Raw genomic sequence first — 24,532 nt, forward strand, 5'->3', positions numbered from 1 at the left:
AACGGCAGCCCTCGCGAAGCACGAAAGAAGGCCCCCATGATCATCATGGAGGGCCTTCAAGCTTCCGAGCTTTCCTTACTTGAGCCGCCTTCGGGATTCGAACCGGGGACCTACGCATTGCGTTCCACCCGAAGTGGCAGCTACAGCGCCTCACTTGGCGGCACGGATGCGGTGACGCGCACGCCTTCGGAGCGCGTCTGCACCGCTTCGAGCCCTGCCCGCCCCACTGCGCCACACACAGATCAGCCAGACCCGCCGCTACGTCAAGGGTCGCTCGCACCTCTCGAAGGACGCCATGCGCCGCATGGGAGACACGTTCCTGCCCACCCCGGAACCTGGCCCCTCAACCTCAACTGAGACTGGGGACCGCCGCGCACCCCGCTCCCGCACCCGCCGCCACATCCGAAAAAAGCAAAAGCCCCAGGTCACGGCGAGTGAGTCCTGAGGCTTCGGCAGAGCCGCCTTCGGGATTCGAACCCGAGACCTACGCATTACGAGCTGTCCGATGTTGGTCCGCAGGGGTCCATGAGCGTCCACCAAAGAGCTCGCGTTGCAGGTCAGGCGACGTGCTGGACGTCTATGGACGAGCGCGCACTGTGGCGGATTGGGCGGCAATCGAGACTAAAACTGAGACTGGCTCCATCCGCGCAGCTCCCTCCGACCAGAAGAGCAGGCGGTAGATTTACAAAGGAACTAGCGAAAGCACTACGACAGAGAACCTTCGACTGACGAAGACAGAATTCTTGTCACGTGATCCTGGGCCGCTTGTTTTTCATGATAGCCAGCCGAAATGGCCGCAGGCACCCACTCTGGCCCCTTCCTCACATTGAGTGTGGGCGCGAACCTTTCAAGCTCACCTACCCGCACCGCCACGATTCCGAGGGCATCCAGCTTCCCTAGGAGACTTTGCGCCGCCGCAGCCGCAGCCGGGTTCCCATTCCAAGCAGTTTCACCAAAGAGCTTGAGCGTCTTCCACGGACTTTCCCTCGATCGCACCAACGTGCGGAATTCTTCAGCGACATCCGAATTAAAGATCTCGCTCGAACGGTCCTTGAAAACCTCGTTTAGGGAATTGAGAACAACCGACACGCGAAACTTCTCTCGCGGCTGAATAAAAGGCTGAACGGCTTGACCGTAGTCCCCACTGAAATCCGCCCAGTCGCCGCCGAAGGATACAACTAGGCGCTCAAGGAACCCCTTATCGTCAAGAACGTCGAGATCGGGACTGGCTACAATTGGAACGCTAGCGGAGGAGAGAACTTCAATCAACAGAGGCAGTCCACCCTTGCCGCCGGAAGGAACAAATAGTACATCAGACGGGGAGAGCGGGAGCTCTCTTTTCGCACTAAGAGACTCTAGAGCCGCACTGAAGAATGTACAGTCCCGATCCCCCTCAGCGAGCACCGTCAACTTATGAAAGAGCCCATCGAGCACATTCGTGTGGCGCAGCACAGGATCTTCCCAAATTCGCTGGAGATTCGCGACACTCAACTGATGTGCCGTAGTGATATCTGACGACGTCCTATCAAGTCGCACGATCGAAATATCGGCATCAGACTGAAGCAACCCAGCCAACACATTCTTATCATGAGTTGCCATTACGATCTGCATGGACTTCTCTTTTGCTAGCGCACCAAGGATCTTCCCCAGCTGATTTGCCTGCGGAGGATGGAGGAACGCTTCCGGCTCATCGATCAATACAACGTGATAAGTGGACGTAATCAGCGGAAGCATTAGACCGATAAAACTGCGCATACCGTCGCCTTGGTGCTCCAGGCGAGGCAGCTCCGACAATGCCTCCCGGTATCCTTGCGTAACTCTATCAACAGGCGGCACGTCGACCGTCGGGACACCCACTCGAATATTCACCGATCTGGTAAGAGAGTCCAACGTCAGTGGATGCTTAAATACACGCAAGCAGAGGTCATTCAGTTCCTTAAACACATCGGGGTCATCTTGCAGTGCGTGAATTGCATGCAGAGGTGGCTGATCAAGCGTCTCGCGCATTTCTACGGGACTTACCGAACTGATCCGATTCCATGGGTCACCGAAGTAGACAACAAATGGCTGTAGAGATCCCAGTCCGCTACCCTCCATTCCAGTAGAAAGAAAATGCTGGATAGATTGGGACTGCACCTCACCACCACCCGGCCTATAAAATCTCCGGGGTGAAATGTCTTCCCTGCTTCGAGAATGCTGTTCGAGCCAGGCTAGCGCGTCCTTATGGTCACCAGAAACTTTAATACCGACTCCCCCAATCAGGGTCGGCGCCCCCGGGAATGGCTTTCCTGCAACTCCCTGACTGCTAATTGCATGCATCTGCCTCAGGACCGTGGATTTACCAACATTATTGGGGCCAACGAAGACAGTAACGCCAGGCGCGGGAAGTGTGATTTTCTGTCCAGGTGCGATATGGACGTCACCAAAACTCACCGAGAAATTACTCGCCTGACCGACAGCTTCTTCCATTGTCAAGTCACACCCTCGCATTGATCAAATCAAGGCTCGCGGCCCCACGGCCACGAGACATGATGCCCAATGTGTGCTGGTCATGCAGGACTTTGGCCCTACTGGGCCCGTTCAGTCCCATGGAGTGGCCCACATCGCCAGGCGTTAAGCGCTGTCAGCATCCGCAGGAACGAGCCAGCTCGTGAAGCCACGTGCCCCAAGGTGTTCACATGTTCGGATACATCGGTGGGTGCATCCTGCGGGATCGTGAAACCTTGCTCGGGATAGATCAACAGACGTTGCAGCGATCCCCCGAGCATGTCGATGCCAGCAGAAGGAACGAGCAGGAACAGCGACGGCCCACGCCGTCTAAGTGTGGGCCGTCGCTATGGGGTGAATCAGTTGATAGGAAGGCTGTAGCGCGTTCCCCGTGGTCCCTTCTCAGCCGGAGGTTGACCAAAAGGGGGCCATGCCAGCCCCCGCTCAAGCCTCGAACGGGGGCTGGCATCGGGCAACGCGAGAGTCAGCAGCGGACTGGGTCCCATCAAGTACGTTGTGCCGCGTCCGGGATGATTCGACTCGTGAATCCTTGGTCGCGTAGACGCTCGTACGCGTCCACGACGGTATCCGGCACGGCTTGCTCGATGGCCAGACTCCAGCCGGGGAAGAGGAGCACTCGTTGCAGGGCTCCGACGATCATGTCGATCACCATGCGAGCGTCCCCGATGGAGTCGGCGTACTCCTCCAAGCCCATCGGCGTGGACGCGGATACGACCTCAACGTCGGGCCAGAGCTTCCGCATCATGGCGTACGAGCGCCGTTCTTCATATGGCTTGCTCACGAGCAGGACAGACGAGACCGGAACGCCGGCCTCTGCCAGCACCGCCTTGCTGAACTCGATGTTCTCGCCTGTGTTCGTGGCGCGGGGTTCCAGGAGTACGGCGGACTCCGGCACCCCGAGCTGCAACGCCCGCTCTCGGTAATGGACAGCTTCCCCGCGCGGCATCCGCGCTCGGGTCGTTGGGCTGGTAGCCCCCGTGAACACAATCACCGGCGCCATGCCCTCGTGATAAAGCTCCGCAGTCACGTCGGCCACACCTAGGTCGTGACTGCCCAGCCCAACAGCCACGGAGCAGGGCCGTGGGGTGTGGTGCATGCGGTGGTAGTCCCACAAAAGTCGGGCATCCGCCCATGCCTGTGCAGGGATCACTTGCTCTCTCCCTCTGCCTTCGCTGAGTCGGGCACTTTGAAGTCGTACGACCATGCGAACCGCGTTGCTGCATGTACCCCGATGGCGAACTCAACAACGGTCCCATCCGCCGTGTACGTGGTGCGGTGCAGTTCCACCACCCATTCACCCGGCGCGAGTTGGAGTAGCTGAGCCTCTTCCGCCGTGGGCACGCGCGCGAAGAGTTCCTCGTTCATGTGGTCGATCTCGTATCCCGCGTCATACAGGACACGGAACCCGCCACCCCGCCCGGCGGGACCCGGGGTCGGGTCGACGATGCGGGTTCCTTCGACGTGTTCGGGTCGGTAGTAGCTGGTCAGAGTGTGGGTCGGCTGCGTGCCCTCTTTCACCACGCGTGCCCGCGCGTACACGTCAGCCCCCTCGGGCAAGCCGTGGGCTGCTGCCACGGCCGCCGACGCTGCGACTCGGCTGACCGTCTGCGTCTGCTCGTTCCGGCGGTACGAGCGACCGGATGCCACGCGGTCCGCGATGAACGCGACCTCATCGCTGTCCCGCCACTTCGCCTTGTCGTACCGCGCGATGCCGAGCCGCTTGAGCGGCTGCTGCTGGCGCACCACAGTGCCGTGACCGCGCGAGGAAGTCACGAGCCCCTGGGCTTCCAGCTCCTTGTACGCCTTGTGAACGGTGTCCTTCGACCCCTCGCCGGCGGCAACCAGGTCTCTGATCTGGGGCAACTGGGCGCCCGGCTTGATCTGGCCGCTTCTGATCTGCTCCGCGAACCTGTCCGCCAGTTCGCGCCACTTGGGTGCCACGCAGACCTCCTTTCGACAGGTCCCAGTGAAGCACAGTCCCAGGACTGTTGACAGTCCTGGGACTGCGGTGCATTCTCTTCTCAGGTCGCTCGCAGTCCCAGGACAGCGGGCGGAAGTGGTCCTCTTTGGGCTGCGCCAAGGAGAGGGCGGGGACGCTGCAATCCCGCTAAAGGCCAGGTGGAACAGGGTTTCGGCCCGTACTGGCGAGGTGGCCCGGCGACCACGAGCAACGGCCGGCGTGTGGGGACTTGATCCCCCTTGCAGTGATGTTCCGTACCCCTTCGATCGAGGAGTCCCGATGCACCAACGACAACTTTGGGCGTCGCCGTGATGGACCGGCCGACGGCGCCGAATCCCTTGATCCGGTCCCTTCTCGGCTTCGCGACAGGCACTGTCGCGGCCGGCTGCCTCTCCCGTCCGTCCGGCCGCACACGTGGTGGCCATACGGGCGGGAGTGCGGGGAGCCGGATGTTCCGACTTCAACGGCGCGCGGCCCCGGAGGTGCAACTCCGGGGCCGCTGTTCGGGCCGCTCACCCGTGAGAGGAACACGACCCAATGGACCACATCGTTACTGTTCAGGACGCTGTTACCGCGTTCGCCGACTTCATGGAGCCGACCGCCGCGGAACTGGACGCCATCGAGCAGGAAATGCCGGTCATCCTGGCGGGCGTCGACCTGTTGGACGCGCAGATCATCAGCATGGACCGCACCCCGACGGAGTTGGACAGCCGGCGTATCCGCCGGGCGCACCGTCGTGTGTTGGCGGCCCGTCGCTCACTGGCGAACACCGCTGCTCCGGTCCTCCCGGAGGTGCGGTCATGAACCTGAACCGCAAGGGCAAGGCCCTTCTGGTCCTGGCGCTGGTCGCCGTGGTCGGGATGGCGTTCAGGGTCTCGTGGAACGCACTGCGGGACGTGGCCAGCGCGATCGGCGCGGACAACACAGCCGCGACGCTCTACCCGTTCGTGGTCGACGGCCTGATGGCCCTGGCACTGCTCGCCACCCTGGTCCTGACGGATGAAGGAGACAAGCGGTTCGCGCTGAAGGTGCTGGGCACCTACACGCTCGCCTCGCTGGTCCTCAACTACATCCACGGACTGGTTCCCGAACTGCACGGCGCGTCGGTCGACTGGGGTCGACTCGCCGACTGGGACCCCGCCAACTACGCGTTGGTGCTGCTCGCCACCTCGCTCCCGGTCGGCTCGATCTACTTCGGCTCGGATCTGGTCGCGAAGGTGCTGCACCACCGTCCCGCCCCGATTCCCGCACGGGTTGCGAATGGTGAGGAATCAGAGCAGATCATCACTAATCGGTCTAGGGCTGACCTCGTCGAATCGACCCCCGCGCCGATCACTGTGGCTGCGGTGCGGATGCCCGATCCGGTCGCGGTCGGGTTCGTGAAGTCGGCTCTGCCGTTCAAGCCGGTACGGGCCATCGCCCCGGCGCCGGTCCCGGTGTCCGCGAAGCGTGCGGTGCCTGCCACATCGGCCCGGCCGCGCAGGGCGACCGGCACCGTTCCTGTCGCTGCCCGATCGGCTCGCCCGAAGCGGACCCCGGCTCAATTGCTCGATGAGGCGCGCACCGTGACGGCCGCCTGGCCGACCGCGAACGTGACCGCTGAGGGCATCCGCCGCGAGGTTCGCACCTCGCCGGCCAACGCCCGCATGCTGCGGGACACTCTGCTCGCCGAACGCGCCGCCACCACCCCGTGATGGGGCGCGCGTACGGCAAGTGCTTCGACCCCGACGGCGCCCGCTACGGCATCCCCACCTTCCCGTGGCGGATGGCACCCGACGGCATGGTCACGCGCCGCCAGTTGCGGGCGCGTGGCCTGCGTCCGGGCGGACAGCCCGTCGCCGGGCAAGTCCTGCGCCCGCGCTACCGGCGGGGCCCGCTGGTCGCCTACCTCTACCGCCTCGACTGCGCCAAGCCGGTCCGGCCGATGACGCCGGCGAAGCGGGCGGCGCTGGACAAGGCCAACCTCGCCCGTCGTACCTGCCCGCAGTGCCGCACGGACGCGGGATACGTCATCCCCACCTCGCTCGGTACCTGCGTTCCCTGCGCCTACCCCAACTGACCGCGAGGGAGGACCTGATGGCACATCGTGACCCGCCGGGGATCATCGCCCCGCACATTCCCGCCGACGCCTACCGCCGCGCGGAAGCCACCGGTCAGCCGGTCGTCATCGTCGTCCACACCACCGACCACACCGGCCGGCCGCTGCGCGAGTACCTGTACCCGATCGCGGTCGCCGGAGCAGGCGCCATCGGCGTCTTCACCACCATCGCCGCGCTCCTGGCGCTGCTCGACTTCGCCGTGCACACCGCGATGGCCATCGCCGCCGCAACCGGCCCCGTCAGCATCGGCGGGATCACGCTCCGCCTCGCTCGTTCCAAGGACTGAACGGGCCAAGCCCGTACGCGGCCCGCAGAGGGCTTGGACCCCCGTCCGTGTGGGGTGACAACCCCCGGGCCGCGTACGGCCGTTGAGGGCCCTGCGAGGGGGTTGCAGGGCCCTGTTTTCCGACGCCCTACGCGCGCGTGCGCGTAGGGCCCCCACCCTCCCCCTCGCTCAACTCTGCAACCTCGCAGGTCAGACACGGTTGCAGGGGATCAACCGGTGCTGTCGACGCAACCGACAGCACTGCCCCCTGCAACCCGGCGGGCCGGTGACGCCACGCAACGGCGCACCGGCCCTCATCCACGGTCTTGGAGGACCCTTTCGTGGACTGGAAACAAGCATGGTCGACCACCACCAACACCACCACTGCGGCACTGGACTCCATGGCCCCGGTGTGTGCCCCGTTCGCGGCCCGCTGGGACCTTGAAGCCGACCGGCGCAACAAGCTGCGCTCCCCCGAGCACTTGAAGGCGCTCATGGCCGCGCAGAAGGAACACAACGCCGCGCGCTCCACACACGCCACCGCCAAGTCACAGCAACACGCCGCGCGGGCCGCGTCGAACAACCCGTTCACGGCCAGCCGACGCGCCGCACGCGTCGCGGCCAAGGCGGCCCTGAGTCACGAGCGGGACACTCGCGCCAAGCTCAAGGCCGCCCGGGTGAACTACCCCACCACGCTCAAGGCCCGTGCGATGCAAGCACATTCGGTGCACGCCGTGCCGAGTACGGTCGCGTCCGCGCTCCTGTCCACCGCGCACCTCACCGTGTGGCCAGCCGCTACGTCGGCTGTGCTGATCGGGGCGAACGTGACCGCGCTCGCGCTCGGGCGGCGCAAGCTGCGCGTCGTGGTGGATGAGTCGGTGTCGGTGGAAGAGCGTCAGCTCATGGAACGGCTCGACCCCTCGTACTGGGTCGAGCACGCCCCCGACCGTGGCCTGTCGGGCACGGTCACCACGCCCCCGGCCATGGAGCCGGGCGGCATCCGGTGTGAGATCCGGCTGGACGGGACGTGGACGGTCAAGACGCTCGCGGACAAGGCCGACTCTGTCCGTGCGCTGCTCGGGGCCCGCACCGCGCTGCGGGTGCGGATCACATCCGCCTCGCGAGGCGGCTGGGCGGTCCTGACGCTGGCGACGCGTTCGGCAGCCGCGGGCGTGTCCTCGTTGTGGACCCCGGACCGCATCCCGGCGGACGCGCTGATGATGAGTCTCGGTCTGGACACCGAGACGGGGGATGAGGTTCTGATCCCGTTCGACGAACGGCTATTGGTGTCCGGCGCGTCCGGCACCGGCAAGTCCTGGTCGTTCCGTCCGCTCATGGCGACCGCGCACCTGCGCGGTGACCTGCTCCTGATCGACGGGAAGGGCGAAGAGGCCAACATCTGGGAGCCCGTGTGCCGTGTCGCCGTGGAACAGGGCGAGATCACGGACGCGGTGGATGCGGCGCATGCGGAGATGACTCGCCGCAAGACAGACATGAAGGCGCGCGGGATCAGCGTGTGGGACGGGCCTCAGCTCACCGTCGTGGTGGATGAGGGGCAGGTGATCCTTGCCCTGATCACGAAGGACAAGGAGCGGCTGCAACGCCTGATCGAGCTGTCGTCTCTGGGTCGCTCGCGTGGTGTCGTTCTGTGGTGGGCCACGCAGTACCCGCTGACCGATGGCGGGGCGCCGGGCGTGCACAAGCTGATCGCACCGAACCTCCTCACCCGGTTCTCGCTGCGCGTGGCCGGCACGACCCAGGCTCAGGTGGCGCTGGACGACTGCGCGCACTACGCCCCCCACCAGATCCCGGACGGGCGCGAGTACCGGGGGCACGGCTACCTCAAGGGCTACGGGCCGCGCATGCTCCGCACCTGGACCCTCGACGACGCCGGCGTCCGCGCACTGCCCAAGTCCATCTGGACCCCGGACCAGTCGACCGGCGGGCAGCCGCCGCGACCGCTGCACCTGGTCAAGGAGGCCCCCGCGCTTTCCGGGGCGTCGACCAACCGGGACAAGGTGCTGACAGCCGTGCAGTCCGGTGCCCGCACCGCGCGGGACGTGGCCGACCAGACCGGACTCAACAAGGGCACCGTCTCCCGCGAGATCAAGGCACTCACCGCGAACGGCAGCCTGCACCGGACCGCCGACGGCATGCTCCTGCCCGGCCAACAAGCGGCCTGAACACTCCCGCAGGACTGAACGACAACGGCGGCCCCCTCACGCCAATGAATCGGGGCCGCCGCCAATCCAGCACGCTCAAGGAACTGGAGAACTCCAGCATGACCCAACCCACCGACATCCGGCGAGCCCTCATGCCCCCGCCGGTCATCGTCGCCCTGTGCGCCGGCTACGGCGGAATCGAATCCGCCGTCCGCGCCCACATCGGCGGCCTGGTCGCCGCGTTCGCCGAGAACGACCCGCACGCCGCAACCGTGTTCACCGCACACCACCCCGACGTGCCCAACCTCGGGGACATCACCGCCACGGACTGGCAGCACGTCCGGGACCTGTACCGGCCCACGGTCGTGACCGCCGGTTTCCCCTGCCGCAACACCTCGAACGCTGGACGAAGGGACGGAATCAATGGGCAGTGGTCTCGGGTCTGGAAGAACGTCGCTGAGGCTGTGGGCATCCTTCGACCACGTCTCGCGTTCCTGGAAAACGTGGCGGCGCTCCGCTCGCGGGGGCTGGACGTCGTCGCCGCGGACCTGGCCGCGATCCGGTATGACCTCCGCTGGACATGCATACGAGCTGGTGACCCCGAAACCGGCGCCCCGCACGAACGCGACCGCTGGTTCGCAGTTGCCCATCCCACTGATGCCGACCCCCACCAGCTCCGACGGCACTGGCGGCCCCGGCACCTCTCCCAAACGCAGGGGTGGGTTGAACCTGCGGACCGCCGTGACCAGGCTGCCGGCACCCCCCGCATCCTGAGCCTGGTCCCCACACCGGCCGCACGGGACTGGAAGTCGGGCGCCTCCAACCTGATGGACCGCAACGCCCGCCCGCTCAACGAGTTCGTCGTCAACCGCCTGCCATACAGCGGCAGTTGGGTCTCTACCGACGGTACCGACTACGGGCCCGCCGTCCGACGTTGGGAGCGCATCACGGGCCGGCCGGCACCGTGCCCGACCGAACCCGGCACCCGCGGCAACCGGCGGCTGTCGCCCGCGTTCACGGAATGGCTGATGGGTCTGCCCAACGGGTGGGTCACCGCCGTGCCCGGCATTCCCCGCAAGGAACAACTCAGGATCCTCGGCAACGGCGCCGTGCCCCGGCAGGCACACCACGCCTACGGCCTGCTCCTCGGAGCCCACCTGCACGCACGCCAGGAATGGGGGGCCGCCGCATGACCACCCATCTGGGCATCGCCCTCGGCCTAGCCGCGCGCGGGGTGCCGACGCTGCCGTTGCGGGCGGGGAAGGTGCCGTTCGGCAACTGCCGCGTCTGCGCGAAGAACGCGTGCGGCGGCCGGCCGAACATGAAGACCCCCGGCCCCTGCACCTGCCCCCACCCGTGCCACGGATGGGCCGCCGCCACGACCGCCCCGGACATCCTCAACTCCCCCCAGTGGGCCGCCGCGTGGCGGCAGTCGGCAGCGGTCGGCTACCACCCCGGGGGCGCCAGCCTCACCGTCGTTGACCTCGACAACGCGGTAGCCATCGCGTGGGCCCGCGCGAGCCTGCCCGCTACGCGGGTCGTGCCGACGACGCGGGGTGAGCACTGGATCTACCAGGGCACCATGCAGTCGGCCAACGCGGTCCGGCCCGGTGTCGACGTCAAGTCCCTCATGGCCTACGCCCGTTGGCTGGGACCCGGCACCGGCACCATCACGGCGCTCCCGGACGTCGTGCGCGCGCTGACCGTGAAGGAGCCCACCCCCGTCCGGCCGGCACCCGTCACCGTGCCCGTGCTGGCTCGGGGCGGGAAATGCCCGCACCGCACGCCCACCTACCTGGACCGTGGCATCGCCATGGCAGAGCAGCGCATCACTCAGGCCCGTGAGGCGGTGCACGCCACCGTCTACCGGACCTTCCTCGCAGTGCTGTCCACACACGGCCGGTGCGGCTGCCTCACCGACGCGCACACCGCACGCCTGTTCACCGCTGCCCAGGCCAAAGGCGAAACCGCCCGGCACTGCACCGACGCGTGGACCAACGCGCTGACCACGTTGGGACTGACTCATGGCTGACGACGACAAGCCCCCGGGCCGCGAAGTCATCGCGGACTACGCACAAGCCCATTTCCGGTACTTCCGCACCGCCGACGGAACCGTGTACGCGCAGAAGAACGGCCACCCCGTCGCCCGCCCTATCCGCTCCCAGGGCACCACCGGCAGCCACCGCCAGGAACTCATGGTCGGCCTCTACCGGGACGGTCGCGGCGCCTTCAACGGGTCGGCGATCAAAGAGGCATTGGACCTGATCGAAGCACTCGCCCTGACCGAGAACGTCCAGCCCGTACACATCCGCGTCGCCCCCGGATACGACGGGGCGACGTGGCTGGACCTGGGCCGCGACGACGGACAGTCCGTCCGCATCCACCCCACCGAGTGGGACATCCTCACCCCCGACCCGCGCGAAGTGTGCTGGCGCCGTACCCAGCTCACCGGGGAACTCCCCCTGCCAGCCAAGAACACTGAGGGCAAGGGCGTCGACCTGCTGATGCGGCTGTGCAACTTCGCCAACGCTGAGACCGAGTGCCTGGCCATCGTGTGGCTGATCGGCTGCCTCGGTCCATCCGTGCCCGTCCCCGCCCCGTTCCTCACCGGACCGCAGGGAGCGGGCAAGTCCACCGGGGGACGGATGCTCACCCGGATCATCGAAGGCATGAGCGGTGACCTGCGCCGGGCGCCCAAGGATGAGGAAAGCCTGATCGCGGCCGTGGCGGCGGGATGGGTCACCGCGCTGGACAACCTCTCGCACGTGACGCCGGACCTGTCGGATGCGATGTGCTGCATCGTGACCGGAGCCGAGAGCGTCAAGCGGGCCCTGTTCACCGACGGGGACGTCTTCCGCGTCGGCTACCGCCGGCCGCTCCTGCTGACCGGGATCGACGTCGGCGTCATCCGCCCCGACCTTGCGGACAGGCTCCTGCCGCTGCGGTTGGAGCGCCCCAAGGTCCGGCGCACCGAGGCGGAACTGTGGGCGGACTACGCGGAAGTGCTGCCCGTAGTTCTCGGCTCGCTCCTGGACCTCACGGTCAAGGTCCGCGCCATGGACGCGGAGACACCGACCGACCTGCGGATGGCGGACTTCGCGCACCTGTGCGCGCAGTTCGACGCCGCGACCGGGCTCGGAGCTCTGGCCGCCTACCAGGCGAGTCTGGACGACCTGAACGACGACGTCATCGAGGGCGACCTGTTGGCACAGACGGTTCTCCTGCATGCCGAGACCATCGAGCCTGGCGCCTCGCAGCAGATGACGTCCACGGAATGGCTTGCATGCCTCAGCCGCCTCTACAGCGGCGACGACTGCCGTCCCCTGCCCAAGGGGTGGCCGACCACCGGCAAAGTCCTCTCCGACCGGCTCAAGCGCCTCCAACCCACCCTGGCCGCCCGGCGCGTCATCGTCGACGCGGGCCGCACCAAAGCGGGCCGCTACCTCGAAATGACCCGCACAGTCCCCCCGGCGCCGCACGAGCAGGGGCGGGCGTTCTGACCACACCCGGCACGTCCAGACGAACAGCAAGAGGAGCACCCGTCGCGGCGTGCTCCTCTTGCTGTTCGGCGCAGCCGCCCCAAGGTCGCGCCGCGAAGCGGCTCCTTCTTCGCTCTGTAAGGCGCACCCAACTACTACAGGCAGCCCCTTCTTTGTCCTAAGTAGGAAGACCTTGCGTCACCTGCGTCACCCGCGCCGGAAAACGGCTTCTGACCTGCACGAACAGTGGTGACGCAGACGGCTTGCTCTGCGTCATCCTGCGTCACCTGCGTCACCCGGTGACGCAGACGATGACGCACGGGTGACGCAGCCCCGATCCGCCACGTCACCCAAAACCACAGGTCAGACCCTCTAATGACGCTGATGGCGCGGGTGACGCAGAGATCCGAACCTCGGACAGATCCACGCTCCAACTCCCCGCCAGGTAAGGCCGAATCGCCCCGGAGGCACCCCGGATGAGCACCGCCGTTCGCCCCGTTGAGCCCCTTCTCTACACCCCCGAGGAGGCCGCCGTAGCCCTGCGGCTGGGTCGGTCCACGGTCTACGAACTCATGGCTGACGGTGTCCTGGCCTTCGTGAAACAAGGCCGATGCCGCCGCATCAAGGTCGCAGTCCTCAAGGCCTACGTCGACAGCCTCTAACCCCAGCCCCCTCAAGGCGGCCCCGGACGATTCGTCCGGGGCCGCCTCTGTCTTGGAGAGATGCATGAGCCCCCGCAAGTCGAACCTGGAATCCACCATCTACTTGGGCGATGACGGCTGGTGGCACGGCCGCGTGACCATGGGCGTGCTGCCCGATGGGAGCCCCGACCGCCGCCACCGCATGGCCCGCACCGAACCCGCTGTGCGCCGTAAGGTCCGCGAGCTGGAGAAGCTCCGGGACAAGGGGCGCGCTCCGGTGGCCGGCCGCAAGCCGACCGTAGAGCAGTGGATGACCACCTATCTGACCAGCATCGCGAGCCTGAAGCTCAAGCCCCGCTCGCTGGATGACTACTGGTCAAAGACCCGCAACGACATCGTCCCCGGGGTCGGGAAGCACCGCATCGACAAGCTCGCCCCCGAGCATTTGGAGCAGATGTACCGGGCCATGCTCGACGCAGGTCACGCCCCGTCCCACGTGGTGAAGGTGCACCGCATCCTGTCGCGGGCCCTGAAGATTGCCCACCGCCGCCGGGTGATCGGCGAGAACGTCGCCACCCTGGTCGACCCGCCCTCGATCGACGAGACCGAGGCGAACCCGTTCACCCAGGAAGAGGCCAAGGCGTTCCTGGAAGCGGCGGCCAAGCGGCCCACGTTCATGCGGTGGATCGTCGGCGTCGGCATGGGCTTCCGGCAGGGCGAGACCCTGGGACTGCGCTGGCCCTACGTCGACCTCGCGGCCGAACTGTTCCACCCCAAGTGGCAGCTACAGCGCCTCACTTGGCGCCACGGCTGCGGTGACGCGCACGCCTGCGGGGCGCGTCTGCACCGCTTCGAGCCCTGCCCGCCCGACTGCGCCACGCACAGGAACTACAAGCGGGGGTGCCCAAAGCCGTGCACCACGTCCTGCGTCAAGCACGCGAGCATCTGCCCCGACCGCAAGGGCGGAGGGCTGGCCTTCACCCGCCCCAAGACCAAGAAGAGCACGAACCCCGTACCGATCCCGCCCGCCTTCGTCCCCTACCTGATCGCGCACAAGGCGCAGCAGGACGAACTACGCGAGGCAGCCGGCGAACTCTGGCAGGAACACCAGGCCGTGTTCACCCGCCCCGACGGCCGCCCCATCGATCCCCGCGCCGACTGGGAGGAGTTCAAGGAGTTGCTCGGACAGGCAGGCATCACAGACCGTCGCCTCTACGACGGGAGCCGCCACACCGCCGGCACGATCCTGAACGAACTCGGGGTCGACATGCCCACGATCATGGAGATCCTCCGGCACACGCAGATCAGTCAGACCCGCCGCTACGTCAAGGGCCGCTCGCACCTCTCGAAGGACGCCATGCGCCGCATGGGGGACACGTTCCTGCCCGCCCCGGAACCTGCCCCGGAACCCGCAACTGAGACTAGAACTGAGACTGGGGACCGTCGCGCGGCTCGCTCCCGCGCCCGCCGTCGTATCCGGTAAAAGCAAAAGCCCCAGGTCACGGCGAGTGAGTCCTGAGGCTTCGGCAGAGCCGCCTTCGGGATTCGAACCCGAGACCTACGCATTACGAGTGCGTTGCTCTGGCCATCTGAGCTAAGGCGGCGCGCTGGTCACACCATGGTGCGATCAGCAACGTCGGAAAGTCTACACAGTTTCGAGGGGTGCTCCGTACCGGCCCCGGAGCAGCGCCCCCCGAGGCCGGTGAGAAACCGACCGCACCCCCTATGAACAGCGCTTTCCCTCCGCCGGAGGTGTCCCGTGGAGCAGGTAGGCGTCGATCGTGGAGTCGATGCAGTCGCTGCCGCGGCCGTACGCGGTGTGCCCGTCGCCCTCGTAGGTGAGCAGGCGCGCCGAGGAGAGCTGGCGGGACAGCGCGCGAGCCCAGCCGTACGGGGTCGCCGGGTCCCGCGTGGTGCCGACCACGACGATCGGGGCCGCGCCCTTCGCCACGATCCGGTGCGGCTCCCCCGTGGGCTTGACCGGCCAGTACGCGCAGCTCAGGGAGGCCCAGGCGAGGCCCTCGCCGAAGACCGGGGAGGCCTTCTCGAACGCGGGGAGCGACTCCTCCACCTGGTCCGGGGTCGAGAACGCCGCCGGCAGGTCGAGGCAGTTGACGGCGGCGTTGGCGAACATCAGGTTCGAGTAGTCGCCCTTGGCGTCACGCTCGTAGTAGCTGTCCGACAGCACCAGCAGCCCCGCCCCGTCCTTCTCCTTCATCGCCATCGTCAGCGCCTCGCGCAGCTGCGCCCACGCGCCCTCGTCGTACATCGCCGCGATCACACCGGTCGTGGCGAGCGCCTCGCCGAGCTTGCGGCCGTCCGCGTCACCGGCCGGGATCGGGTGCCGGTCCAACGCGCGGAAGAAGACCTTCAGGTTCTTGCCGACCTGGGCCGGCGTGGTGCCCTTGCGGCCGAGCGGACAGTCCGGCTGCTGCACGCAGTCCTTCGCGAAGGACTGGAACGCCGTCTCGAACCCCGCCGTCTGGTCGAGGTTCAGCCGCCGCGCGGGCAGCGACGGATCCATCGCCCCGTCCAGCACCAGCCGCCCCACCCGGTCGGGAAACAGACCGGCGTACGTCGCCCCGAGGAACGTCCCGTAGGACGCCCCCACATACGTCAGCTTCCGGTCCCCCAGCACCGCCCGCAGGATGTCCATGTCCCGCGCCGCCTCGACGGTGGAGACATGCCTCAGCAGCTCCGCCGACCGCTCCCCGCACCCTTCCGCGAACTCCTTGTACGCGTCGACGAGTTCACCGGTCTCCTTCTTGTCGTCCGGTGTGGTGTCCGTCTGCGTGTACGTGTCCATGTCCCGCCCGTCGAGACACTCCACGGGCTCACTGCGGGCGACTCCGCGCGGGTCGACGGCGACCATGTCGTACCGGGCCCGCACCTCGGCCGGGTAGCCGATCCCCGCGTACTGCTGCAGGTAGCCGATCGCCGAGCCGCCCGGACCACCCGGGTTCACCAGCAACGACCCGAGCGGCTTGCCCTTCCCCGTCGCCTTCTTGCGCGCGACGGCCAGCCGGACATCACCGGCGGTCGGCTCGGCGTAGTCGAGCGGCGCCTTCATCGTGGCGCACTCGAAACCGGGGACTCCGCAGCTGCGCCAGCTCACCTTCTGCGCGTAGTACGGCGCGAGCGTCGCCGGCGTGGCCCGCGGCAGCGCGGCCAGCGCCACGGACGCGGCACCGTCGACGGAGTTCGCCGAGCCGGAGGACGAGCAGGCGGAGGCGAGCAGGGCGGTGGTGGCAAGGAGAACGGCGGCGGTACGTGATCGACCGGGGCGGATGCTGCGGCGCCTGAAGTGCATCACGCGAGCGTAACGCTGCGCGATTCGATGAACGCTCTCCGTGTGCGATGAACCTCGTACGAGTTACGTCGTCAACCTCCCGTTGATCGCTCCCATTGATCGCCAGGTCCGGCAGAGAGGAACGGCACCCGAGGGTGACCCGCCCCAGCCCCAGCCGCGACCCCGGCCCAGCCCAGCCCACTCTCAGCTCGACCCAGCCCGCTCTCAGCTCGCCTCAGCCCGCTCTGAGCGCCATCGCCATCGCCTCCACCGCCAGCAGCGGAGCCACGTTCCGGTCGAGGGCGTCCCGGCACGCGGCGATTGCCTCGATACGCCTGAGGGTCGACTCCGGGGAGCCGGCGCGGGCGAGGCGGTCCAGGGTGTCGCCGGCGTCCGCGTTGGCGATGGCGACCCGGGAGCCGAACTGGAGGGCGAGGACGTCGCGGTAGAAGGACGTGAGGTCGGTCAGGGCGAGGTCGAGGCTGTCGCGCTGCGTACGCGTACGGCGCCGCTTCTGCTTGTCCTCCAGGTCCTTCATCACCCCCGCCGTACCACGCGGCATCCGGCTGCCCTGGCCCCCGCCCATCGCCGCTTTCAGCTCCTCGGTCTCCTTGCCGTCCACCTCCTCGGCGAGCTGCTTGGCGTCCTCGGCAGCCGCATCGACGAGCTCCTGGGCGGCCTTGAGCGCGCTGCCGACCTCGTCGACCCGCAGCGGCAGCTTCAGCACCGCGGTGCGCCGCTCCCGGGCGGCCGGGTCGGTGGCGAGACGGCGGGCCCGGTCGACGTGCCCCTGCGTGGCGCGGGCCGCGGCGGCGGCGACGGCCGGTTCGATCCCTTCCCGCCGTACGAGCATGTCGGCCACGGCGTCCACCGAGGGCGTCAGCAGGTTGAGGTGCCGGCAGCGGGAGCGGATGGTGGGCAGCACGTCCTCCAGCGAGGGCGCGCAGAGGAGCCAGACCGTGCGGGGGGCGGGTTCCTCGACGGCCTTGAGGACGGCGTTGGCCGACTTCTCGTTCAGCCGCTCGGCGTCCTGGACGAGGATGATCTGCCAGCGGCCGGTCGCCGGTGACGTGAACGACTTCCGGACGGTGTCCCGCATGTCGTCGGCGAGGATCTGCGTGCCCACGGCGGCGACGGTGGTCACGTCGGCGTGCGTGCCGATGAGCGCCGTATGACAGCCCTCGCAGAACCCGCAGCCCGGGGATCCGCCGAGCGCGCGGTCCGGGGACACGCACTGCAGGGCGGCGGCGAACGCCCGTGCCGTCTGCGTGCGCCCGGCGCCCGGCGGACCGGTGAAGAGCCACGCGTGCGTCATCTTCGACGCCTCGGGCGGCGGGGTGTTCGTGCCGGCCGCCGTGACCAGGGCGTCGGCGTCCCGGGCAGCGGCGGCGAGCTGCTCGGCCACCTTCTCCTGGCCGACGAGGTCGTCCCAGACGGTCATGCCTCACCCCGCCCTTTCGTCACGTTTCGCGATGCGGCTTCCATTGTGCGGGCCACCACTGACAACGGGTCCCGAGCGGGGCGCTGCGCTGCCTCCGAAGGGTGCCCCTAGCCGCCTCGAGCCGAGCCGCTCCGAGCCACCGACCCGACAGCCGGCCGAACGACCGATCCCATCCTCAGCTCAGGAGCCGGCGCCGAGCCAGCGGCTGAGCCCGAGCCGGCGAGGGCAGCGGCCGACTGCCACGCAGCCGGCCGAACAACCAACGTCAACCCAGGCCCCCGCAGACAGCGGCCTCAGCCCCGCCGTCCCCAACCGCGCCGTCCACGCCCGTCGTCGATCTCGTCGTCGTCCCGCGGGCCGAGCAACTCGTCCGCCAGCGACGGCAGATCGTCCAACGGCGTCTCCTCGGCCCAGTCCGACCGCGGCCGCCGCTTGGGCGCGCCCTCGGGGTCGACCTGGGGCATCTCCCGCGTACGGTCCTCGCCCGGCTCGGAGGGCGCCTGCGCCTGCTCCTCCCGGAAGAACCCCGGCGGCACCCGGTCCGCAGGCTGGTCGCCCCGAACGGGCGGCAGTACGGCGGTCTCGTCGGCCGCACCCGGAACCACGGGCGGCAGCACAGCCGTATCGTCCGCCGCACCCGACCCGACCGAAGGCAGCACAGCCGTCTCATCAGCCGCACCCGGCGGCACCGGCGGCAGCACAGCCGTCTCGTCGGCGGCCCCCGCGGGAGCCGGCGGCTGCGGCAACTGCGCCGTCACCTCGGACGCGGACTCCTTGCCGGCAGAACCGCCCGAGCCCTGCTCATCGTCCCGCGCGTCCTCACGCACCGGCCGCAATACGGCCGTATCGTCCACCGACCCACCGGACTTGGCCGGCCCGCCGGAAGCCTTCGCCCCGCCCGACCCCTTGGACGCGTCCGCGGCCTCCGTCGGCGACACCACCGGCGTCGGCACAGTCGTCGCCTCCGGCCGCGCACCCGAAGCCGCCGCAGCCGCCCCCGAAGGCTCCGGCCTCGACTTGGGCCCCGCCTCCGCCGCAGCCGCGGCCCGCTCCGCCAGCCGCCGTGCCTCCTCGGCCCGCATCAGGGCCTCTTCCGCCCTGCGCTGCTTCTCCAGGCGTCGGGCCTCGGCCTCGGCCTGCAGCCGGGCCTCCTCCTCGGCCTGCTTGCGGCGCCGCTCCTCCTCGACCTTGCGGCGGGCCTCCTCCTCGGCGCGGGCCTTCTCCTCGGCGAGGAGCCGGACGCGCTCCTCCTCGGCGCGACGGCGGGCCTCCTCGGCACGCAACCGGGCCTCCTCCGCCTGCCGCTCGGCCTCGCGCCGCTGCGCCTCCTCCAGCTCGCGCCGCTTGCGCTCCTCCTCCTCGGCGCGCAGCCGCTCCAACTGCTCCTGGCGCTCGCGCTCCAGCCGCTCTTCCTCCGCCTTGCGCGCGGCCTCTTCCTCCGCCCTGCGCCGGGCGTCCTCCTCGGCCTTCTTCCGCGCCTCCTCCTGGGCCTTCACCTCGGCCTCGGACAGGGGCAGCATCTGGTCGAGCCGGTGGCGTACGACGGTCGTGACGGCCTCGGGCTCCTGGCCCGCGTCCACGACGAGGTAGCGCCCGGGGTCGGCCGCGGCCAGCGTGAGGAAGCCGGAGCGCACACGCGCGTGGAACTCGGCGGGCTCGGACTCCAACCGGTCCGGCGCCTCCGTGAAGCGCTCGCGGGCGATGTCCGGGGACACGTCCAGCAGGACGGTCAGATGCGGTACGAGGCCGTCGGTCGCCCAGCGGTTGATGCGGGCGATCTCCGTCGGGGACAGGTCGCGCCCCGCGCCCTGGTAGGCCACCGAGGAGTCGATGTAGCGGTCCGAGACGACCACCGCTCCGCGCTCAAGGGCGGGCCTGACCACGGTGTCCACGTGCTCCGCGCGGTCCGCCGCGTACAGCAGCGCCTCCGCCCGGTGCGAGAGCCCCGCGCTCGACACGTCCAGCAGGATCGACCGCAGGCGCTTGCCCACCGGCGTCGCCCCGGGCTCGCGCGTCACCACGACCTCGTGGCCCTTGGCCCTTATCCACTCGGCGAGCGCCTCGGCCTGGGTGGACTTCCCGGCGCCGTCGCCGCCTTCGAGAGCGATGAAGAAGCCGCTCGTCGCGGGCACCGTCACCGGGTCGTCGCCGCCGAGCAGCGCGTCGCGCAGGTCGTGCCGCAGCGGCACCCCGGCGCGGTCGTCGGCCTTGGCCAGCACCATCGCGGCCAGCGGCAGCAGCAGCGCGCCGACCAGCATCAGGGTGAAGGCGGCGCCGCCGTGCGCGAACACGAACTTGCCGTTCTCCAGCCGGTGCGGCCCGATCGCGGCGGCGACCAGCGGGGCGATCACCGCGCCGAGCGCCACGAAGACCCGTACCACCGCGTGCAGATGCTCGGTGGTGCGGGTGCGCCGGTAGTCCTCGGCCTCCTGGTCGAGGAGGGTGTGCCCGGTGTTGGCGGCCACGCCCGCACCGACGCCGGCCAGCGCGACGATCAGCAGCACCGTGGTGACGTCCGGGACGAGACCGGCGGCCAGCAGGGCGACGCCGGTGAAGGCGATCGCCAGCGCGAGCAGCCGACGCCGCGACAGCGACACCAGCATCTTGGGCGCCGTACGGATGCCGACGACGACACCGCCGGTCAGCCCGAACACCAGCAGTCCGTACGTCACCGGTCCGCCGCCCAGGTCCTTGGCGTGCAGCACGGACACGGAGACGGCCGCGGCGATCGCACCGGCGATCGCGGCGGTGGCCGGCACCAGCAGCGGGATGGCTCCGGTGCGGCCCTTGTCGACGCCGGTGCCCGTCTTGGGGCGGCGCAGGCCCTCCAGCGGTGAACGCGCGCGTGGCGTACGTGCGTCGGGCAGCTCCAGGAAGGTCACCACGGACAGGGACGCGGCGAACAGTCCGGCCGCGACGTACGACGCGAGGGCCGCCTGGTGCTGCGCGAACCACTCGATCCCGGTGCCCAGCAGGTTGTTGACGAGCCCCGCCACGACGAGCACGACGGCGGCGGCGGGGACCGCCACGAAGGTCGTGCGCAGCGAGAGGCGGCGCAGCGCGTCCATGTGGTCCGGCAGCGGTCGTACCGTCGCGCCCTCCAGGGGCGGGGCCGGCAGCAGCGCGGGCGCCGCGCTCTCGCGGCACACCGTCCAGAAGCGCTCGGCGACACCGGTGACGAAGGCGGTGACCAAGAGGACGGCCAGTGCGTCGTCCGGCGTCCAGTCGATCCACAGGGGCGCGACGATGAGCACCAGGGCGCGCAGTCCGTCGGCGCCGACCATGGTCCAGCGGCGGTCCAGCGGGCCCTCGTGCGAGGTCAGCGAGGTGAGCGGGCCCAGGAGCACGGCGCCGAAGAGCAGTGTCGCGAGGACGCGCACCGCGAAAACGGTCGCCACTGCGAACGCCACGCCTCGGTAGCCGCCGCCGAACGAGCCCTCGGCGATGGCCGCTTGCAGGGCGAGGAGCACCAGCGCCAGCAGCGCGAGGGTGTCGCCGACCGACCCCACGAACTGTGCGCTCCACAATCGCTTCAGCTGCGGTTGCCGCAACAGGGCGCGGACGGCGCGCTCGCGGGAGTCCGCGACAAGGGCGTCGTCGGGGGCCGGGTGGTGGGCCGTTGGCTGCTCGGCTCGCGTCATGCTTTCAGCCTATCGGGACGGACTGACAGCACGCGGCGCCCACCCGAACGTGCGCACGCCTCGACACCAAACTGATGCCGAGGCGTTCGTTTCGCGAACAGAACGTGAAGGTCGGGGCCGATTGTGGGCCCCGCCCCGAACGTCTCTCAGTCGTCCGCCGAGTTCGAAGCCGTCGCCTTCTTGGCGACCGTCTTCGTGGCGGCCTTCTTCGTGGTCGTCTTCTTGGCGGCCGTCGTCGTCTTCTTCGCCGCGGTCTTCTTGGCCGCCGTCGCCTTCTTGGCCGGTGCGGCCTTCTTGGCGGGCGCCTTCTTCGCCGTCTTCTTGGCGGGCGACTTGGCGCGCTTCTCGGCGAGCAGCTCGTAGCCGCGCTCCGGGGTGATCTCCTCGACGCTGTCGCCGGAGCGCAGGGTCGCGTTGGTCTCCCCGTCGGTGACGTACGCCCCGAAGCGGCCGTCCTTCACCACGACCGGCTTCTCGCTGACCGGGTCCACGCCCAGTTCCTTCAGCGGCGGCTTGGCGGCCGCGCGGCCCCGCTGCTTGGGCTGGGCGTAGATCGCCTGCGCCTCTTCCAGCGTGATCGTGAAGAGCTGGTCCTCGGCCGTCAGCGACCGCGAGTCCGTGCCCTTCTTCAGGTACGGGCCGTAGCGGCCGTTCTGCGCGGTGATCTCCACGCCGTCCGCGTCCGTGCCGACGACGCGCGGCAGCGACATCAGCTTGAGCGCGTCGGCCAGCGTCACCGTGTCGAGGGACATCGACTTGAACAGCGAGGCCGTACGCGGCTTGACGGCGTTCTTCCCGGTCTTCGGGGTGCCCTCGGGGAGCACCTCGGTGACGTACGGGCCGTAGCGGCCGTCACGGGCGATGACCTGGTGGCCCGACTCGGGGTCGGCGCCCAGCTCGAAGTCGCCGCTCGGCTTGGCGAGCAGCTCCTCCGCGTGCTCGACGCTCAGCTCGTCGGGGGCCAGATCCTCGGGCACGTCGGCGCGCTGGTGGTTCTCGGAGTCCTTCTCGCCGCGCTCCACGTAGGGGCCGTAGCGGCCGACGCGCAGCATGATGTCGTTGCCGACCGGGAAGGACGACACCTCGCGGGCGTCGATCGCGCCCAGGTCGGTGACGAGTTCCTTGAGGCCGCCCAGGTGGTCGCCGTCGCCGTTGCCGGCCTCGGCGGCGCCCGTCGCCTCGCCCTCGCCGAAGTAGAAGCGCCGCAGCCACGGCACGGCCTGCGCCTCGCCGCTGGCGATGCGGTCGAGGTCGTCCTCCATCTTGGCGGTGAAGTCGTAGTCGACGAGCCGCCCGAAGTGCTTCTCCAGGAGGTTGACCACGGCGAAGGACAGGAAGGACGGCACCAGGGCCGTGCCCTTCTTGAAGACGTAGCCGCGGTCGAGGATCGTGCCGATGATCGACGCGTACGTCGACGGGCGGCCGATCTCGCGCTCTTCGAGCTCCTTGACGAGGCTGGCCTCGGTGTAGCGGGCCGGGGGCTTGGTGGCGTGCCCGTCGACCGTGAGTTCCTCGGCGGTCAGCGCGTCGCCCTCGGCGACCTGGGGCAGCCGGCGCTCGCGGTCGTCCAGCTCGGCGTTCGGGTCGTCCGCGCCCTCGACGTAGGCCTTCAGGAAGCCGTGGAAGGTGATCGTCTTGCCGGAGGCGCTGAACTCGACGTCCCGGCCGTCGGCGGCGGTGCCACCGATCTTCACGGTGACGGAGTTGCCGACCGCGTCCTTCATCTGGGAGGCGACGGTCCGCTTCCAGATCAGCTCGTAGAGCCGGAACTGGTCGCCGGTCAGGCCGGTCTCGGCGGGCGTGCGGAAACGATCACCCGAGGGGCGGATCGCCTCGTGCGCCTCCTGCGCGTTCTTGACCTTCCCGGCGTACACGCGCGGCTGGGCCGGCAGGTAGTCGGCGCCGTACAGCTGCGTCACCTGGGCGCGGGCGGCGGTGACCGCCGTCTCGCTCAGGGTCGTGGAGTCCGTACGCATGTAGGTGATGTAGCCGTTCTCGTACAGCTTCTGCGCGACCTGCATCGTGGCCTTCGCGCCGAAGCCGAGCTTGCGGCTGGCCTCCTGCTGGAGCGTCGTCGTACGGAAGGGCGCGTACGGCGAGCGGCGGTACGGCTTCGACTCGACGGAGCGGACGGCGAACCGCGTGTTCTCCAGGGCGGCGGCCAGCGCGCGGGCGTTGGCCTCGTCGAGGTGGAGGGTGTTCGCGGTCTTGAGCTGTCCCAGGGAGTCGAAGTCGCGGCCCTGCGCGACCCGCTTGCCGTCGACGGCCTGGAGGCGGGCGACGAGGGACGACGGGTCGCTCGCGTCACCGGCCCGGCCGGTCCCGAAGGTGCCGGTCAGATCCCAGTACTCGGCGGAACGGAAGGCGATGCGCTCGCGCTCCCGCTCCACCACGAGCCGGGTGGCGACGGACTGGACACGGCCGGCCGACAGGCGCGGCATGACCTTCTTCCACAGGACCGGCGAGACCTCGTAGCCGTAGAGGCGGTCGAGGATGCGTCGGGTCTCCTGGGCGTCGACCATCAGCTGGTTGAGGTCGCGCGGGTTGGCCACGGCGGCACGGATCGCGTCCTTGGTGATCTCGTGGAACACCATGCGCTTGACCGGGACCTTGGGCTTCAGGACCTCCAGGAGGTGCCACGCGATGGCTTCGCCCTCGCGGTCCTCATCGGTGGCCAGGAAGAGTTCGTCGGAGTCCTTGAGCAGGTCCTTGAGCTTCTTGACCTGGGCGCGCTTGTCGGCGTTGACCACATAGATCGGCTCGAAGTCGTGCTCGACGTCCACGCCGAGGCGACGGACCTCGCCCGTGTACTTCTCGGGCACCTCCGCGGCGCCGTTGGGAAGGTCACGGATGTGCCCGACACTCGCCTCGACGACATATCCGGGGCCAAGGTAGCCCTTGATCGTCTTCGCCTTGGCGGGCGACTCGACAATGACGAGTCGGCGGCCGCCGTGTGCGGTCTCGCTGGTCGGGGACAACTTCGCTCTTCTCTCCGGTCGACGCTGGGGCCTCCCCCGAAGCTGCTCGGCCCGGGGTCGGGTCATGGT

General features: G+C 68.8%; 17 protein-coding genes, 1 tRNA gene and 1 pseudogene. 11 read left to right on the top strand and 8 right to left on the bottom strand.

Annotated elements, in window-relative coordinates; genetic code table 11:
* Positions 1 to 122: 122 nt before the first annotated feature.
* A pseudogene (locus ACIP6U_RS18950) lies at positions 123 to 445 on the top strand (hypothetical protein); the annotation flags it as partial.
* A 260-nt stretch (positions 446 to 705) separates the two neighbouring features.
* Here ACIP6U_RS18950 and ACIP6U_RS18955 read toward each other — a convergent pair.
* The 3 genes from ACIP6U_RS18955 to ACIP6U_RS18965 all read right to left on the bottom strand — a co-directional run bounded on the left by ACIP6U_RS18955 (position 706) and on the right by ACIP6U_RS18965 (position 4,449).
* Complete coding sequence (locus tag ACIP6U_RS18955; RefSeq protein WP_401718819.1) at positions 706 to 2,469, bottom strand: AAA family ATPase; 1,764 nt, start codon at positions 2,467 to 2,469, stop codon at positions 706 to 708.
* 523 nt (positions 2,470 to 2,992) lie between these two features.
* Positions 2,993 to 3,658 carry a YdcF family protein gene (locus tag ACIP6U_RS18960; protein ID WP_401718822.1) on the bottom strand — a complete coding sequence of 222 codons (666 nt, stop codon included), beginning with the start codon at positions 3,656 to 3,658 and terminating at the stop codon, positions 2,993 to 2,995.
* Complete coding sequence (locus ACIP6U_RS18965) at positions 3,655 to 4,449, bottom strand: GntR family transcriptional regulator (RefSeq protein ID WP_401718825.1); 795 nt, start codon at positions 4,447 to 4,449, stop codon at positions 3,655 to 3,657. The genes ACIP6U_RS18960 and ACIP6U_RS18965 overlap by 4 nt, the downstream gene beginning before the upstream one ends.
* A 556-nt stretch (positions 4,450 to 5,005) precedes the next feature.
* On the opposite strand from ACIP6U_RS18965, the gene ACIP6U_RS18970 reads away from it, so the two are divergent.
* The 10 genes from ACIP6U_RS18970 (at position 5,006) to ACIP6U_RS19015 (ending at position 14,597) form a co-directional block, all read left to right on the top strand.
* On the top strand, positions 5,006 to 5,272 hold the full coding sequence (locus ACIP6U_RS18970) for a DUF6284 family protein (RefSeq protein WP_401718828.1): 267 nt from the start codon (positions 5,006 to 5,008) through the stop codon (positions 5,270 to 5,272).
* Positions 5,269 to 6,162: a DUF2637 domain-containing protein gene (locus tag ACIP6U_RS18975; RefSeq protein ID WP_401718831.1), complete on the top strand. Its 894-nt coding sequence runs from the start codon at positions 5,269 to 5,271 to the stop codon at positions 6,160 to 6,162. Before ACIP6U_RS18970 ends, ACIP6U_RS18975 begins: the two co-directional genes overlap by 4 nt.
* A complete protein-coding gene (locus ACIP6U_RS18980) occupies positions 6,162 to 6,527 on the top strand; it encodes an RRQRL motif-containing zinc-binding protein (RefSeq protein WP_401718833.1) in 366 nt (121 codons plus the stop codon). Before ACIP6U_RS18975 ends, ACIP6U_RS18980 begins: the two co-directional genes overlap by 1 nt.
* 17 nt (positions 6,528 to 6,544) lie before the next feature.
* On the top strand, positions 6,545 to 6,853 hold the full coding sequence (locus tag ACIP6U_RS18985) for a hypothetical protein (protein ID WP_401718836.1): 309 nt from the start codon (positions 6,545 to 6,547) through the stop codon (positions 6,851 to 6,853).
* A 320-nt stretch (positions 6,854 to 7,173) separates the two neighbouring features.
* The gene (locus ACIP6U_RS18990) at positions 7,174 to 9,015 is read left to right on the top strand and encodes a type IV secretory system conjugative DNA transfer family protein (protein WP_401718839.1); all 1,842 of its coding nucleotides are present in this window, start codon (positions 7,174 to 7,176) and stop codon (positions 9,013 to 9,015) included.
* A 98-nt stretch (positions 9,016 to 9,113) separates the two neighbouring features.
* Positions 9,114 to 10,187 (top strand): DNA cytosine methyltransferase, encoded by a 1,074-nt coding sequence (locus ACIP6U_RS18995; RefSeq protein ID WP_401718842.1) that lies wholly within the window; start codon positions 9,114 to 9,116, stop codon positions 10,185 to 10,187.
* Positions 10,184 to 11,026, top strand: a complete 843-nt coding sequence (locus ACIP6U_RS19000) for a DNA primase (RefSeq protein WP_401718845.1) — start codon at positions 10,184 to 10,186, stop codon at positions 11,024 to 11,026. Before ACIP6U_RS18995 ends, ACIP6U_RS19000 begins: the two co-directional genes overlap by 4 nt.
* Positions 11,019 to 12,494 carry an ATP-binding protein gene (locus tag ACIP6U_RS19005; RefSeq protein WP_401718848.1) on the top strand — a complete coding sequence of 492 codons (1,476 nt, stop codon included), beginning with the start codon at positions 11,019 to 11,021 and terminating at the stop codon, positions 12,492 to 12,494. Before ACIP6U_RS19000 ends, ACIP6U_RS19005 begins: the two co-directional genes overlap by 8 nt.
* Before the next feature lie 455 nt (positions 12,495 to 12,949).
* Positions 12,950 to 13,135, top strand: a complete 186-nt coding sequence (locus ACIP6U_RS19010) for a helix-turn-helix domain-containing protein (RefSeq protein ID WP_366433649.1) — start codon at positions 12,950 to 12,952, stop codon at positions 13,133 to 13,135.
* Between the two features lie 64 nt (positions 13,136 to 13,199).
* Positions 13,200 to 14,597, top strand: a complete 1,398-nt coding sequence (locus tag ACIP6U_RS19015) for a tyrosine-type recombinase/integrase (RefSeq protein WP_401718851.1) — start codon at positions 13,200 to 13,202, stop codon at positions 14,595 to 14,597.
* A gap of 47 nt (positions 14,598 to 14,644) precedes the next feature.
* On the opposite strand, the gene ACIP6U_RS19020 is transcribed toward ACIP6U_RS19015, so the two are convergent.
* The 5 genes from ACIP6U_RS19020 to topA all read right to left on the bottom strand — a co-directional run bounded on the left by ACIP6U_RS19020 (position 14,645) and on the right by topA (position 24,463).
* Positions 14,645 to 14,718, bottom strand: a tRNA-Thr gene (locus tag ACIP6U_RS19020).
* 119 nt (positions 14,719 to 14,837) lie between these two features.
* Entirely contained in the window at positions 14,838 to 16,424 is a 1,587-nt protein-coding gene (locus ACIP6U_RS19025) for an alpha/beta hydrolase (protein ID WP_401718854.1), read from the bottom strand.
* A gap of 214 nt (positions 16,425 to 16,638) precedes the next feature.
* Positions 16,639 to 17,844: a DNA polymerase III subunit delta' gene (locus ACIP6U_RS19030; protein ID WP_401718857.1), complete on the bottom strand. Its 1,206-nt coding sequence runs from the start codon at positions 17,842 to 17,844 to the stop codon at positions 16,639 to 16,641.
* Positions 17,845 to 18,137: 293 nt separating this feature from the next.
* Complete coding sequence (tmk, locus tag ACIP6U_RS19035; protein WP_401718860.1) at positions 18,138 to 21,485, bottom strand: dTMP kinase; 3,348 nt, start codon at positions 21,483 to 21,485, stop codon at positions 18,138 to 18,140.
* Between the two features lie 146 nt (positions 21,486 to 21,631).
* Positions 21,632 to 24,463 (bottom strand): type I DNA topoisomerase, encoded by a 2,832-nt coding sequence (gene topA / locus ACIP6U_RS19040; RefSeq protein WP_401718863.1) that lies wholly within the window; start codon positions 24,461 to 24,463, stop codon positions 21,632 to 21,634.
* Positions 24,464 to 24,532 lie beyond the last annotated feature (69 nt).

Source organism: Streptomyces sp. NPDC088794 (assembly GCF_044750545.1).
Classification (GTDB): domain Bacteria; phylum Actinomycetota; class Actinomycetes; order Streptomycetales; family Streptomycetaceae; genus Streptomyces.

Excerpts from the sequence above, each read along its gene's own strand:
- ACIP6U_RS19000 (WP_401718845.1), top strand. The coding sequence starts at position 10,184 with ATGACCACCCATCTGGGCATCGCCCTCGGCCTAGCCGCGCGCGGGGTG.
- ACIP6U_RS19025 (WP_401718854.1), bottom strand. The coding sequence starts at position 16,424 with ATGCACTTCAGGCGCCGCAGCATCCGCCCCGGTCGATCACGTACCGCC.
- ACIP6U_RS19030 (WP_401718857.1), bottom strand. The coding sequence starts at position 17,844 with ATGACCGTCTGGGACGACCTCGTCGGCCAGGAGAAGGTGGCCGAGCAG.
- ACIP6U_RS18970 (WP_401718828.1), top strand. The coding sequence starts at position 5,006 with ATGGACCACATCGTTACTGTTCAGGACGCTGTTACCGCGTTCGCCGAC.
- ACIP6U_RS18995 (WP_401718842.1), top strand. The coding sequence starts at position 9,114 with ATGACCCAACCCACCGACATCCGGCGAGCCCTCATGCCCCCGCCGGTC.
- ACIP6U_RS18980 (WP_401718833.1), top strand. The coding sequence starts at position 6,162 with ATGGGGCGCGCGTACGGCAAGTGCTTCGACCCCGACGGCGCCCGCTAC.
- ACIP6U_RS19005 (WP_401718848.1), top strand. The coding sequence starts at position 11,019 with ATGGCTGACGACGACAAGCCCCCGGGCCGCGAAGTCATCGCGGACTAC.
- ACIP6U_RS19010 (WP_366433649.1), top strand. The coding sequence starts at position 12,950 with ATGAGCACCGCCGTTCGCCCCGTTGAGCCCCTTCTCTACACCCCCGAG.
- ACIP6U_RS18955 (WP_401718819.1), bottom strand. The coding sequence starts at position 2,469 with ATGGAAGAAGCTGTCGGTCAGGCGAGTAATTTCTCGGTGAGTTTTGGT.
- ACIP6U_RS18975 (WP_401718831.1), top strand. The coding sequence starts at position 5,269 with ATGAACCTGAACCGCAAGGGCAAGGCCCTTCTGGTCCTGGCGCTGGTC.
- ACIP6U_RS19015 (WP_401718851.1), top strand. The coding sequence starts at position 13,200 with ATGAGCCCCCGCAAGTCGAACCTGGAATCCACCATCTACTTGGGCGAT.
- tmk (WP_401718860.1), bottom strand. The coding sequence starts at position 21,485 with ATGACGCGAGCCGAGCAGCCAACGGCCCACCACCCGGCCCCCGACGAC.
- ACIP6U_RS18985 (WP_401718836.1), top strand. The coding sequence starts at position 6,545 with ATGGCACATCGTGACCCGCCGGGGATCATCGCCCCGCACATTCCCGCC.